Consider the following 13,221-nt stretch of genomic DNA (forward strand, 5'->3'; position numbering starts at 1 on the left):
GGGGTTCGCACCACCGCGCGGACCAACCTCTGCTCGATGACACGCAGGCCCACAGCACGGTGGTGCGTCTCATCGACGGTGAACCCGTCGTCGACACCACGGTGGTGACATGCTGATGGCGCTCACCGAACACGAACTCTCCGAAGCGCGGATCGCGATCAACCGGGCCCTCGACGAGGACCTGCGTTACGGCCCCGATATCACCACGCTGGCAACGGTTCCCGCGGACGCGCGCACCACGGCGGCCCTGATCACCCGCACCGACGGAGTGGTGGCGGGTATCGACATCGCCTTGCTGGTCCTCGACGAGGTACTCGGAGCCGACGGCTACCGGGTGCTCGGCCGCGCCGACGACGGTGACACGTTGCTGCCCGGGGATGCGTTGCTGACCATCGAATCCGAAACCCGTGGCCTGCTCACCGCCGAGCGGACCATGTTGAACCTGGTCTGCCATCTGTCCGGGATCGCCACCGCCACAGCACAATGGGTCGAGGCGGTGCGTGACACCGACACCAAGATCCGCGATACCCGCAAGACCCTGCCCGGCCTGCGCGCGCTGCAGAAGTACGCGGTCCGCGTCGGTGGCGGCGTCAATCATCGCCTGGGTCTCGGTGATGCCGCGCTGATCAAGGACAACCATGTGGCCGCTGCGGGATCGGTGGTGGCGGCGCTTCGAGCGGTCCGTGCCGCCGCACCGGATCTCCCCTGTGAAGTCGAAGTCGACTCGCTGGAGCAGCTGGACGCAATCCTGGACGAGGATGTCCAACTGGTCCTGCTGGACAACTTCGCTGTTTGGGAAACCCAAATCGCCGTGCAGCGGCGCGATTCCCGGGCCCCTGATGTGCTGCTGGAGTCCTCAGGCGGGTTGTCACTGGATGCCGCGGCGGCGTACGCCAGCACCGGAGTGGACTATCTCGCGGTGGGCGCGCTCACCCATTCGGTGCGAGTGCTCGACATCGGGTTGGACTTCTGACACACCCACAACGTCAGCAATGACTCAGCAATGACACTGCCGCCCCGGTAGACCGATCATCGGCTCCCCGGGGCGGCAGTTTTTGTCGATCAGGCGGTTTGGATGACGTCGAGGGCGCGTCTCTGGCGCCTGCGCACCGTCTTGGCCGCCGCCCACCCACCGGTGCTGCGAGCAGTCCGGCGCAGCGCACGCCGGCCCCGCCGCGTCAACAACGAATCGAGAAGTGCGGCATCAAAATCGGCCAGGAACGTGGTGCGGCCCGCCTCGATGCGTTCGTGCACCCAGTCACGTTCGTGGCGCATCAGCAGCAGCACCGGAACGAAAAAGATGACGACGTTGAGAACCACCTTGATCAGGATGGCGAGGTTGTCGGAGTCCACGAAATTGGGTGCATCCCAGAGGAAGTGCATGAGCCAGGCACTGGCCATCAGGCTGAAGGCCAGCAGCAGTCGTTTGGGCCATGACCACTGGCCCCGTTTGTGGAACCAGGGCAGCAGCACCATCACCCCCATGGTCGCCAGGGCTGTGTACGCCCAGTGCGCCGGCACGGCGGTCAGGAACCGGATCAGCAGTTCATCGTGCACGGCGGCGTAGTCGGAGTCCAGGCTCCCGAGTGCGTCATTGGCCGCATAGTCGAGATCTTCGGTGAGGTCGAAGCCGAAGCCGACGAACATCCCGAGCATCATGGCTTGCGACAGCCGGTTGAACACCGGCGCGCACAGCACCAGCACCACCAGCGCGCACATGGCCTTCGAGGCTTCCTCGATCAGTGGGGCCGACAGTGCGGCCGACCAAGCGGCCATGGTCTCCGGATCGAGCCAGCGGGACCAGATTCCGTCCATGGCACCATTGCCCATGCCGGCCATGGTGATGGCGATGGTGCCCCCCAACGCCATTCCGGCAATGAGGATCTGCGGGTATGCCCGCCCGCTGCGATAGGGATCGAACTGGAACATCAGCCACAACAGCAGCACCACAAAGGCGCCCCACAGCCACCACAGCTCGATCTGCGTCGCAAATGTTGCACCGATCGCCGAGCCGCGGTCCGAGGACAGCGTCAAGACCCCGATGACCAACGTGAGGCCGTACAACCAGAACACTGCCGACTTCGGCCGATAGATCGGAGATGTGTTGTCGGGTTTCGCCGCAGCCTTGACTTCGGCCTGGGTGGCGGTCATTCGGACACCGTCACGATCAGCGGGGCCACTTCGGCCATCGATGGGGCGGGTTCGCCGCCGTCCTCGATGTTGCTCAACGCCATCATCTCCACCACCAGGTTGTCATTGGCGAGGTAAGCGCACGTCCCGCTCATGCCCTCGAGGATGGCCACGCATGTCTTCCCCGACAATGCGCCGTCCGCGGCCTCGACCCGGCCGCCGTCGAATGCCGAGTTGATTCCACTGATGCGGTTGGCGCGCATCAGCCGGTCGGTGACGATGTCGGTGTCGCGACCGGCGCGGTCATAGACCTGGATCATGATCATCTGGTTGGGGCCGTGCAGGGTTGCGCTGTCGCCGTTGTTCTCGGGAATCCAGTCATCGGGCACGCTCACCTCGATGGCTGTCCCGGCGGTGGTGAACAGGTCCACCACTCCGTCGCCGTCATCGGCGGCACCGTCTGTCGCCCACTCCCGCTCCGGCAGCGCGACGTCGATGATCTGTGGCACCACCGGGATTGCCAGCAAGGCAAAACCCAGGGCCACGGCTGCTGATTTGTGTGTCAGCCGCTGATATTTGGCCTCATCGGCCTCGTGGACAACCGCCATCGAACAGACTCCCCGAATACATCGCGACATGTAAGCGCCCGTCAATTTGGCGCAGCCGAGCCGACAATAGGTGATCAGGTGGGTAATTGCGGATGAAAACACCGAGATTTGCGGTGAACTTATCCCTACTCGGCGGTGTGCTCGTGCCTCGCACACCTTGACTCAGGCGGGGTTGGTTTCGCCTGAGCTCGGCGGTGTGCTCGTGCCTCGCACACCTTGACTCAGGCGGTACCCCGGGACTCAGGCGGTACCCCGACGGACGAGGGACAACACCACCGCCGCGGTGGCGAACAACCCGGAGAAGGTTCGATTCACGGCGCGCTGTTGGCGTGGGCTTCTCAACCACCCCAGCACCCGCGCCGCCAACCCGGCATATCCGCCCATCACAACCAGGTCGACGACCACCATGGTCACGCCGATGGTCAGGTATTGGGGCAGCAAGGGGGCCGTCGGCACCACAAACTGTGGCAGGACGGCCAGCAGGAACACCAGTCCCTTCGGGTTGCTCAGGTTGACCAGCGTGCCGCGGATGACCATGGCCAGGGCGCCTGACTCACCGGCCGGGCCGAGTTGCGTGCGCAGGTCGACGGTGGCGCTGCGCCACTGCCGGACCGCCAAGTAGATGAGGTAGGCCACGCCCAGCCATTTGATGACGTTGAACGCGAGCACGGAGTTGGCCAGCGCGGCACCCAGGCCCACCGCAACCAGGGTGAGCTGCACCATCAGTCCGATTTGCAGCCCGAGGATGCTCCAGTAGCTGCGGCGCAGGCCGTGGGTCAATCCGGTGGCCATGGACAAGATCGCCCCGGCGCCCGGCGACACACTGATCGCGATCGACGCGCCGACGAACGCCAACCAAACTTGCCATTCCATCGCCAGAGTGTGGCAGCCGCTCCGACGTAGTTCAATCGAGTTTGACCGAGCTGGACGGGGCGGCGGCCGTCGAGTGGCTCTGTCGGCGGACAAACTTGGCGACGGCGTTGCTGAACTGGCCGGGTGGCTCCGAACGTCGCGGTGGGGCGCGTTCTTGCTGTCGGCGGAGTTTGCGGTTGCTCCGGCCGGGCTGCCGCACCGCGCCCAGGAACGCCAACCGGGAGTGTCCTGCAACGCAGGAGCGTGGCTGGCGGGTGACAGCGCAGTTCAACCAATTTTTATTCAGGTGCACCGATCAGGGAGAATCGGGGAGATGGCCAGCTTCGAGATGCCCCGGATCGACCTGCGGAACCGAACCCTGTCCGCGGCACAGTTACGTGCGGCCCTGCCGCGCGGCGGTGTCGACGTCGACGCCGTGGTTCCCAAGGTTCGCCCCATCGTCGACGACGTAGCCCACAACGGTGCCGAGGCGGCGCTGCGCTACGGCGAGCAGTTCGACGGTATCCGGCCGGTTACGGTTCGCGTTGCGGCGGCGGCGCTGCAGCAGGCGTTGCGTGACCTCGATCCCGCTGTTCGGGCCGCGCTGCAGGTGGCAATCGATCGCACTCGGGCGGTGCACGCCGATCAGCGTCGCACCGACACCACCACCGAGCTGGCGCCGGGGGCGACTGTCACCGAACGTTGGGTGCCCGTCGAACGTGTCGGGTTGTACGTGCCCGGCGGCAATGCCGTCTACCCGTCGAGCGTGATCATGAATGTGGTGCCGGCCCAGACCGCGGGCGTCGACTCGCTGGTGATCGCCAGCCCGCCGCAGGCCCAGTTTTCCGGGCTGCCGCACCCGACCATCCTGGCCGCGGCCGAACTGCTCGGCGTCGAGGAAGTGTGGGCGGTCGGCGGTGCGCAGGCGGTTGCCCTGCTGGCGTACGGCGGCACCGACACCGACGGCGCGGAGCTGCCGCCGGTCGACATGGTCACCGGACCCGGAAACATCTACGTCACCGCCGCCAAGCGGATCTGCCGGTCGCAGGTCGGGATCGACGCCGAGGCCGGCCCCACGGAGATCGCGATCCTGGCTGACCACACTGCCGATCCGGTGCACGTGGCCGCCGACCTGATCAGCCAGGCCGAACACGACGAGATGGCGGCCAGCGTGCTGGTCACCCCGAGTGCCGATCTCGGAGTTGCCGTCGACGCCGAACTCGCAGTACAGCTGCAGACCACGGTGCACCGGGAACGGGTTCTGGCCGCGCTGCTGGGTAAGCAGTCGGCGATTGTTCTGGTCGACGATGTCGAAACCGGTATCCGTGTGGTGAATTCGTACGCCGCAGAACATCTCGAGATCCAGACCGCCGACTCGCACGCCGTGGCCGACCAGATCCGTTCGGCGGGTGCCATCTTCGTCGGCGCCTGGTCGCCGGTGAGCCTCGGTGACTACTGCGCGGGTTCCAACCACGTCCTGCCGACTGCGGGTTGTGCCCGGCATTCCAGCGGGTTGTCGGTACAGACGTTCCTGCGGGGCATCCACGTTGTCGACTACACCGAGGCCGCACTCAAAGACGTGTCCGGCCATGTGATCACCCTCGCCGAGGCAGAGAATCTGCCCGCCCACGGCGAAGCTGTACGGCGGAGGTTCGAACGGTGAGTGTGCCTGGATCGCGGATCGGCCTGGCCGATCTGCCGCTGCGCGACGACCTGCGCGGGAAGTCCCCGTACGGGGCTCCGCAGTTGGTGGTGCCGGTGCGGTTGAACACCAACGAGAACCCGCATCCACCGACACAGGAGCTGATCGACGACGTCGCCGCCTCGGTACGTGAGGCGGCGAGCGAGCTCCACCGCTACCCCGACCGTGATGCGGTCGCGCTGCGCACCGATCTGGCCGCCTACGTGGCGGCGCAGACATCGGTACCGGTGACCGTCGAGAATCTCTGGGCAGCAAACGGTTCCAACGAAATCCTGCAACAGCTGCTGCAGGCCTTCGGCGGGCCGGGCCGCAGCGCCATCGGTTTTGTGCCGTCGTACTCGATGCATCCGATCATCTCCGACGGCACCCAGACCCAATGGCTGCAAGCCGCCCGTAGCGACGATTTTGGTCTCGACATCGAAGTGGCTGTGGCGGCGATCGAATCCCGGTCACCCGATGTGGTTTTTGTGGCGAGCCCGAACAATCCGTCGGGACAGAGTGTGCCGCTCGATGACCTGCGCCGGCTACTGGCCGCGATGACGTCGGGGGTGTTGATCGTCGACGAGGCGTACGGCGAGTTCTCGTCGCAGCCCAGTGCTGTCGCGCTGATCGACGAGTTCCCCGCCCGACTGGTGGTGACCCGGACGATGAGCAAGGCGTTCGCTTTTGCCGGTGGCCGGTTGGGTTATCTGGTTGCGGCCCCGGCACTCATCGACGCGATGCTGTTGGTGCGGCTGCCCTATCACCTGTCGGTGGTGACCCAGGTCGCGGCCCGCGCGGCACTGCGGCATGCCGACGACACGTTGGGCAGTGTTGCGACTCTGATCCGCGAACGGCAGCGGGTCGCAGAAGCGCTGACCAGCATGGGATTTCGGGTGATCCCCAGCGATGCCAACTTCGTGTTGTTCGGTGAGTTCGCGGATTCCGCAGCCACCTGGCAGCGCTACCTGGACGCCGGGATCCTCATCCGCGACGTCGGGATCCCCGGTTACCTGCGGGCCACCACCGGGCTGTCCGCCGAAAACGATGCGCTGCTGGCAGCCAGCGCCGATCTCGCCGCCACCGAACTGGCCCAGCCGCTAGGAGCATCATGACCAATACCCTGACCGCCAGACGTGCCCGTGTGCAGCGCACCACCCGGGAGTCCGACATCGTCGTCGAACTGGACCTCGATGGCACCGGACAGGTGCAGATCGATACCGGGGTTCCGTTCTTCGACCACATGCTGACCGCGCTGGGAAGCCACGCCAGCTTCGATCTGACGGTGCGTGCCACCGGCGACGTCCACATCGAGGCGCACCACACGGTTGAGGACACCGCCATCGTGCTCGGGCAGGCGCTCGGTGAGGCGCTGGGGGAGAAGAAGGGAATCCGCCGGTTCGGCGACGCCTTCATCCCGATGGACGAGACGCTGGCCCACGCCTCCGTCGATGTGTCGGGCCGTCCGTACTGTGTGCACACCGGTGAGCCGGAGTTCATGCAGGCGTACACGATCACCGGCTCCAGCGTGCCGTATCACACGGTGATCAATCAGCACGTTTTCGAGTCGCTGGCGTTCAATGCGCGTATTGCTTTGCACGTCCGCACCATCTACGGTCGCGATCCGCACCACATCACCGAGGCCGAGTACAAGGCCGTCGCCCGCGCGTTGCGCGAGGCTGTCGAGTATGACCCGCGGGTCAGCGGAGTGCCCTCCACCAAAGGCACACTGTGACAGAGCCTCCCACTGACATGCGTCCCACCGACATGCCGCCCTCCGGCACGTCCCCCGGGAAAAGGGTGGTGGTCTTGGATTACGGGTCCGGGAACCTGCGCTCGGCGCAGCGCGCGCTGGAGCGCACCGGTGCCGATGTCGTGGTCACCGCCGATCCAACGGCAGCGATCGAAGCCGACGGTCTGGTGGTTCCCGGTGTCGGTGCGTTCGAAGCGTGCATGACGGGGTTGCGGGCCATCGGCGGCGAGAAGATCATCGCCGAGCGTCTGCAGCTGGGGCGCCCGGTGCTCGGGGTCTGCGTCGGGATGCAGATCCTGTTCGCTCGTGGCGTCGAGTTCGGTGTCGAGTCGGTGGGTTGCGGGCAGTGGCCGGGTGCGGTGACACATCTGGACGCTCCCGTCGTCCCGCACATGGGCTGGAACGTCGTGGAAGCGGCCGAGAACAGCACCCTGTTTCGGGGCATCGATTCGCAGACGCGGTTCTACTTCGTACATTCTTATGCCGCCCAGGAGTGGGCCGGCAACCCCGATGCCAAGCTCACCTGGGCCAGGCATCATGTGCCGTTTCTGGCGGCCGTCGAAGACGGTCCGCTGTCGGCGACACAATTTCATCCGGAGAAGAGTGGCGACGCCGGTGCGACGCTGCTCGCCAATTGGGTTGAGGGACTGTGACTGTGACCAACGAACGTTTGATTCTGCTGCCCGCCGTCGACGTGGTCGAAGGCAAGGCCGTTCGTCTTGTCCAGGGGCAGGCAGGTAGCGAGACCGAGTACGGGTCAGCGCTGGAAGCCGCTCTGGGATGGCAGCAGGACGGCGCCGAGTGGATCCATCTGGTGGACCTCGATGCCGCGTTCGGTCGTGGCTCCAACCGCGAGTTGCTCGCCGAGGTGGTCGGCAAGCTCGACGTCGATGTGGAATTGTCCGGTGGCATCCGCGATGACGAGTCGCTCCAGGCGGCGTTGGCCACGGGGTGCCGGCGGGTCAACCTCGGCACCGCAGCACTGGAGAACCCACAGTGGTGCGCGAGTGCCATCGCCGAGCACGGCGACAAGGTGGCCGTCGGTTTGGACGTCAAGTTCGCTGACGGGCAGTACCGGTTGCGCGGTCGCGGCTGGGAAACCGACGGCGGTGACCTGTGGCCGGTGCTGGAACGTCTGGACGGCGAGGGCTGCTCACGCTTTGTGGTGACCGATGTCAGCAAGGACGGCACCCTCAACGGCCCCAACCTCGAGCTGTTGTCGGCCGTGGCTGCCAAGACCGAGGCCCCGGTGATCGCCTCCGGTGGTGTCTCCAGCCTTGACGACCTTCGTGCCATCGCCACCCTCACCGGTGCGGGTGTCGAGGGCGCCATCGTCGGTAAGGCGCTCTACGCGGGACGTTTCACGCTGCCGGAAGCTTTGGCTGCGGTCAGCCGATGATCGATTTCGACGCCCTGATCGCCGAGGCGTCGGCTGTTCTCGACGAGGTCGTGGCTCCGTTCCTGGACGGGCATCGGGCCGACTCGGCGGTGGCGAAGTCCGGCAATGACTTCGCGACCGAGGTGGATCTGGCGATCGAACGGCATGTGGTCGAGGCGCTCACCGCCCGCACCGGGATCGGGGTGCACGGTGAGGAATTCGGTGGCGCACCTGTCGATTCGTCGTTGGTTTGGGTGCTCGACCCGATCGACGGCACGTTCAACTACGCCGCCGGCTCCCCGATGGCCGCGATTCTGCTGGGTCTGATGCAAGACGGTGAGCCGGTTGCCGGATTGACCTGGCTGCCGTTCACCGGTCAGCGATACACCGCGTTCGTCGGCGGTCCGCTGTATTCGAACGGTGTCGCGCGGCCGCCGCTGGGGTCACCGACATTGCAGCAGTCGATCGTCGGTGTCGGCACCTTCAATGTGGACTGGCGCGGCCGATTCCCGGGCCGGTACCGGCTGGCGGTGTTGGAGAACATGAGCCGGGAGTGCTCGCGGCTGCGGATGCACGGTGCCACCGGAGTCGATCTGGCGTATGTGGCGGACGGAATTCTCGGTGGCGCGATCACGTTCGGTGATCACGTGTGGGATTACGCGGCAGGGGTGGCGCTGGTCCGGGCGGCCGGCGGTCTTGTCACCGATCTCGCCGGGCGACCGTGGACCCATGAATCGACTTCGGCGCTGGCCGCCGCACCTGGCGTACACGAGCGCATCCTCGAGATCGTGAAATCGGCTGGAGATCCGGAGGACTACCGATGAGTTCGGTCGAACAGAGCACCTTGGCCACCCGCGTCATCCCATGTCTGGATGTCGACGCGGGTCGCGTCGTCAAAGGGGTCAACTTCGAGAACCTGCGTGATGCCGGTGATCCCGTCGAGCTGGCCGCGGTGTATGACGCCGAGGGCGCCGACGAGCTGACATTCCTCGACGTCACCGCGTCGTCGTCGGGTCGAGCCACCATGCTGGAAGTGGTGCGTCGCACCGCCGAGCAGGTTTTCATCCCGCTGACCGTCGGGGGTGGGGTGCGCGCCGTCGAGGATGTCGACGTGTTGCTGCGTGCCGGTGCGGACAAGGTGTCGGTGAACACTGCAGCGATTGCCCGGCCGGAGCTGCTGGCGGAGATGTCTCGGCAGTTCGGTTCGCAGTGCATCGTGTTGTCGGTGGATGCCCGCACCGTGCCGGCGGGCGAACCGCCTACCCCCTCGGGCTGGGAGGTCACCACCCATGGGGGCCGGCGGGGGACCGGCATCGATGCGGTCGAGTGGGCCGCGCGTGGAGCCGAACTCGGTGTCGGGGAGATCCTGCTGAATTCGATGGACGCCGACGGCACCAAGGCCGGTTTTGATCTGGCGATGCTGCGCGCGGTGCGGGCCGCGGTCACGGTGCCCGTGATCGCCAGCGGCGGGGCCGGCGCGGTAGAACATTTTGCGCCGGCGGTCCATGCCGGGGCCGATGCGGTGCTGGCGGCCAGCGTCTTTCACTTCAAGGAACTGACCATCGGACAGGTGAAGGCTGCGATGGCAGCGGACGGGATTTGTGTGCGATGAGCCTGGATCCGACGATCACGGCCCGGTTGAAACGCAACTCTGACGGGCTCTTCACCGCGGTGGTGCAGCAGCGCGGGACCGGCGACGTGCTGATGGTCGCGTGGATGGATGACGACGCCTTGGCGCGCACCCTGGCCACCCGCGAGGCCACCTATTTCTCTCGCTCCCGTGGTGAGCAGTGGATCAAGGGGGCGACGTCGGGGCACACCCAGTACGTGCATTCGGTGCGTCTGGATTGTGATGGCGACACCGTGTTGCTGGAGGTCGACCAGGTCGGGGGAGCCTGCCATACCGGCGACCACAGCTGCTTCGATGCCGACGTACTTCTTGCTGCGGAGTGACTCCTCAGATCACTTGTTCCTAGCCGGCGCGGTTGCGCAGGACCTCCAAGGCTTTGTCGGCGTGGGTGTCCATGCTGATCTCGCTGGCGATCACGTCGAGGATTCGGCGATCGGTGTCGATGACAAAGGTGGTCCGTTTCACCGGCATGAATTTGCCGAGCAGTCCACGCTTGACGCCGAACGAGGTTGCGACTGCCCCGTCTTCATCCGACAGCAGCGGATAGTCGAAGTGTTGTTGCTCGGCAAAGCGTGCCTGTTTGCCCACGGAGTCGGTGCTGATCCCGACGCGCTGGGCCCCGACGGCGGCGAATTCGCCGGCGAGGTCGCGGAAGTGACAGGCCTCCTTGGTGCAGCCCGGTGTCATGGCGGCGGGGTAGAAGAACAACACCACCGGGCCCTGCGCCAACAGGTCGCTGAGCCTGCGCTCGGCACCGGTCTGATCAGGCAAGACGAAGTCGTCGATGACGTCACCGCGTTTCATGGCAAGTCACGCTACGCCGAGCATCCGCCCGGTCTGGGAGGATAGCTCCGTGCAAGCCAATATCGCTGTGACCACCACCCGGGAGGACTTCCACATCCTGGCAGCCGAGCACCGTGTTGTGCCGGTGACTCGCAAGGTGCTCGCCGACAGTGAGACACCACTGTCGGCCTACCGGAAACTGGCGGCCAACCGCCCCGGCACCTTCTTGCTGGAGTCCGCTGAGAACGGGCGGTCCTGGTCACGATGGTCGTTCATCGGCGCCGGTGCCCCGTCTGCGTTGACAGTGCGTGATGGTCATGCGGTGTGGCTGGGCGCGGTGCCGCAGGACGCACCGTCCGGCGGTGACCCGCTGTTGGCGTTGCAGGAGACCCTGGAGCTGTTGGCCACGGCGGCGATGCCCGGCCTGCCGCCGCTGTCCGGTGGGATGGTGGGCTTCTTCGCATACGACCTGGTCCGACGTTTGGAGCGGCTACCGGAACTGACCGTCGACGACTTGCAGCTTCCCGACATGCTGATGCTGCTGGCCACCGATATCGCCGCCGTCGACCACCACGAAGGCACCATCACGCTGATCGCCAACGCGGTCAACTGGGATGGCACCACCGACCGGGTGGACGGCGCCTACGACGACGCGGTGGCGCGTCTGGATGTGATGACCGAAGCGCTCGGTCAACCGTTGTCGTCCACGGTGTCTACGTTCGAGCGCCCGGTGCCGGACCCGCGGTCGCAGCGCACCGTCGATGAGTACACCTCGATCGTCGACAAACTGGTCGCCGATATCGAGGCTGGTGAAGCCTTCCAGGTGGTGCCTTCTCAGCGGTTCGAGATAGACACCAGCGTCGACCCGGTCGATGTGTACCGGATGCTGCGGGTGTCCAATCCCAGCCCGTACATGTACCTCCTGCATGTGCCCGATGATGAAGGGGGAACGGCCTTTTCGATTGTCGGTTCCAGCCCTGAGGCGTTGGTCACGGTCAAGGACGGCTGGGCCAAGACGCACCCCATCGCCGGCACCCGGTGGCGGGGAGCCACCGACGAGGACGACCAACTGCTGGCCAAGGAACTGTTGTCCGACGAGAAGGAGCGGGCTGAGCACCTGATGCTCGTCGACCTCGGGCGCAACGATCTGGGCCGAGTCTGTGTGCCGGGCACCGTCCGGGTGGAGGACTACAGCCACATCGAGCGCTACAGCCACGTGATGCATCTGGTCTCCACGGTCACCGGCTTGTTGTCCGAGGGGCGCACCGCCCTGGATGCGGTGACGGCGTGTTTTCCGGCCGGCACTCTGTCCGGCGCGCCGAAGGTACGGGCGATGGAATTGATCGAGGAGGTCGAGCTGACGCGGCGTGGCCTCTACGGCGGCGTCCTCGGGTACCTCGACTTCGCCGGCAATGCCGATTTTGCCATCGCCATCAGAACCGCTCTCATGCGCGACGGCACCGCCTATGTGCAGGCCGGCGGGGGCGTGGTGGCTGATTCCAACGGCCCGTACGAGTACACCGAATCGGCCAACAAGGCCAAAGCCGTCCTCAATGCTGTCGCCGCCGCCGAGACACTGAGAGCGCCGTAGCGTGCCCGATGACGTGACGGACCCCGACCGGCGTGCCAAGCGCATGACCCGGCTCGGGCAGCTACTGCTGGTCGTGGCGGCCCTCGGGTTGTGGATCGCTTCGCGGATGTCCTGGGTGCAGGTGACGTCGTTCGACGGCCTGGGCCAGCCGGAGGTGATCACCCTCTCCGGTGCCAGTTGGTCGACCGCGCTGGTCCCACTGGCGCTGCTGCTCGTCGCGACCGCAGTGGCGGTGTTGGCGGTACGGGGGTGGCCGCTGCGGTTGCTGGCGATCCTGGTCGCCCTGGTCAGCGGTGCAATCGCCTATGTGGCGATCGCCCAGTGGGTGGTGCGTGACGTGGCGGTCCGCGGCGCCGGTTTGGCCGAAGTTCCGGTGGCGTCGCTGGTGGCCAGCGAACGCTACTACTGGGGCGCGGCGGTTGCCCTGGTCTCGGCGTTGTGCACGCTCGTGGCGGCGGTGCTGCTGATCCGTTCCGCCGGCCGGAACAAGGCGGCCAGCACGAAGTACGCCGCGCCGGCTGCCCGCCGCGCCGCGGCCCGTGAGACCTCCAGCGAACAGCTTTTGGATGCGGGGGCTGCGGAGGCGGGGCTGTCGGAGCGGATGATCTGGGATGCGCTCGACGAAGGGCAGGATCCGACGACGGTCCCAGCCGACTCAGATGCGCTGCCTCAGGAGCCTGAAACCGGTAAGGGCGATGACGACGAGAGGGAGGGTCGGTGAACGTCCGGGGCGGCTCGACGGCTACCCTTCAGGAACAGCATCGGGTCACTGCCGGACACCATCCGATCCGGGTGGAATCTCGACTGAGAGCCCG

Annotated in this window: 15 protein-coding genes; 11 read left to right on the plus strand and 4 right to left on the minus strand. The window is 66.1% G+C overall.

Annotated features, from left to right (window positions below):
• Positions 1-115 precede the first annotated feature (115 nt).
• Positions 116-973 carry a carboxylating nicotinate-nucleotide diphosphorylase gene (nadC, locus tag WBB07_RS22640; RefSeq protein WP_526310950.1) on the plus strand — a complete coding sequence of 286 codons (858 nt, stop codon included), beginning with the start codon at positions 116-118 and terminating at the stop codon, positions 971-973.
• A gap of 89 nt (positions 974-1,062) precedes the next feature.
• Here the strand turns inward: nadC and WBB07_RS22645 are convergent, their stop codons facing one another.
• The 3 genes from WBB07_RS22645 to rhtB all read right to left on the minus strand — a co-directional run bounded on the left by WBB07_RS22645 (position 1,063) and on the right by rhtB (position 3,611).
• A complete protein-coding gene (locus WBB07_RS22645; protein WP_526310765.1) occupies positions 1,063-2,151 on the minus strand; it encodes a PrsW family intramembrane metalloprotease in 1,089 nt (362 codons plus the stop codon).
• Positions 2,148-2,738, minus strand: coding sequence for a hypothetical protein (locus WBB07_RS22650; protein ID WP_526310767.1), 591 nt, complete (start codon positions 2,736-2,738; stop codon positions 2,148-2,150). Before WBB07_RS22650 ends, WBB07_RS22645 begins: the two co-directional genes overlap by 4 nt.
• 240 nt (positions 2,739-2,978) lie before the next feature.
• Complete coding sequence (rhtB, locus tag WBB07_RS22655) at positions 2,979-3,611, minus strand: homoserine/homoserine lactone efflux protein (RefSeq protein WP_526310769.1); 633 nt, start codon at positions 3,609-3,611, stop codon at positions 2,979-2,981.
• Between the two features lie 313 nt (positions 3,612-3,924).
• Here rhtB and hisD point away from each other — a divergent pair, with 313 nt between their 5' ends.
• From hisD to hisI, 8 genes are read left to right on the plus strand one after another with little or no spacing between them, the layout of a single operon-like run.
• The gene (gene hisD / locus WBB07_RS22660) at positions 3,925-5,253 is read left to right on the plus strand and encodes a histidinol dehydrogenase (protein WP_526310771.1); all 1,329 of its coding nucleotides are present in this window, start codon (positions 3,925-3,927) and stop codon (positions 5,251-5,253) included.
• Positions 5,250-6,386 (plus strand): histidinol-phosphate transaminase, encoded by a 1,137-nt coding sequence (locus WBB07_RS22665; protein WP_526310773.1) that lies wholly within the window; start codon positions 5,250-5,252, stop codon positions 6,384-6,386. Before hisD ends, WBB07_RS22665 begins: the two co-directional genes overlap by 4 nt.
• Positions 6,383-7,006 (plus strand): imidazoleglycerol-phosphate dehydratase HisB, encoded by a 624-nt coding sequence (hisB, locus tag WBB07_RS22670; RefSeq protein ID WP_526310775.1) that lies wholly within the window; start codon positions 6,383-6,385, stop codon positions 7,004-7,006. The genes WBB07_RS22665 and hisB overlap by 4 nt, the downstream gene beginning before the upstream one ends.
• Positions 7,007-7,023: 17 nt before the next feature.
• On the plus strand, positions 7,024-7,677 hold the full coding sequence (gene hisH, locus WBB07_RS22675) for an imidazole glycerol phosphate synthase subunit HisH (protein WP_526310777.1): 654 nt from the start codon (positions 7,024-7,026) through the stop codon (positions 7,675-7,677).
• Between the two features lie 17 nt (positions 7,678-7,694).
• Entirely contained in the window at positions 7,695-8,423 is a 729-nt protein-coding gene (gene priA / locus WBB07_RS22680; protein ID WP_526310951.1) for a bifunctional 1-(5-phosphoribosyl)-5-((5-phosphoribosylamino)methylideneamino)imidazole-4-carboxamide isomerase/phosphoribosylanthranilate isomerase PriA, read from the plus strand.
• Complete coding sequence (locus WBB07_RS22685; protein WP_526310779.1) at positions 8,420-9,226, plus strand: inositol monophosphatase family protein; 807 nt, start codon at positions 8,420-8,422, stop codon at positions 9,224-9,226. The genes priA and WBB07_RS22685 overlap by 4 nt, the downstream gene beginning before the upstream one ends.
• Positions 9,223-10,014, plus strand: coding sequence for an imidazole glycerol phosphate synthase subunit HisF (hisF, locus tag WBB07_RS22690; protein WP_526310781.1), 792 nt, complete (start codon positions 9,223-9,225; stop codon positions 10,012-10,014). Before WBB07_RS22685 ends, hisF begins: the two co-directional genes overlap by 4 nt.
• Entirely contained in the window at positions 10,011-10,355 is a 345-nt protein-coding gene (gene hisI, locus WBB07_RS22695) for a phosphoribosyl-AMP cyclohydrolase (RefSeq protein ID WP_526310783.1), read from the plus strand. Before hisF ends, hisI begins: the two co-directional genes overlap by 4 nt.
• 19 nt (positions 10,356-10,374) lie before the next feature.
• Here the strand turns inward: hisI and WBB07_RS22700 are convergent, their stop codons facing one another.
• On the minus strand, positions 10,375-10,836 hold the full coding sequence (locus WBB07_RS22700; protein ID WP_526310785.1) for a peroxiredoxin: 462 nt from the start codon (positions 10,834-10,836) through the stop codon (positions 10,375-10,377).
• Between WBB07_RS22700 and WBB07_RS22705 the strand changes: the two genes are divergently transcribed.
• Together WBB07_RS22705 and WBB07_RS22710 are read left to right on the plus strand one after the other, a co-directional pair.
• The gene (locus WBB07_RS22705) at positions 10,835-12,406 is read left to right on the plus strand and encodes an anthranilate synthase component I (protein WP_526310786.1); all 1,572 of its coding nucleotides are present in this window, start codon (positions 10,835-10,837) and stop codon (positions 12,404-12,406) included. The genes WBB07_RS22700 and WBB07_RS22705 overlap by 2 nt on opposite strands.
• 43 nt (positions 12,407-12,449) lie before the next feature.
• A complete protein-coding gene (locus WBB07_RS22710; RefSeq protein WP_526310953.1) occupies positions 12,450-13,127 on the plus strand; it encodes a TIGR02234 family membrane protein in 678 nt (225 codons plus the stop codon).
• Positions 13,128-13,221: the final 94 nt, after the last annotated feature.

This window comes from Mycobacterium sp., assembly GCF_049647605.1.
In the GTDB taxonomy this organism is placed as follows: Bacteria; Actinomycetota; Actinomycetes; order Mycobacteriales; family Mycobacteriaceae; genus Mycobacterium.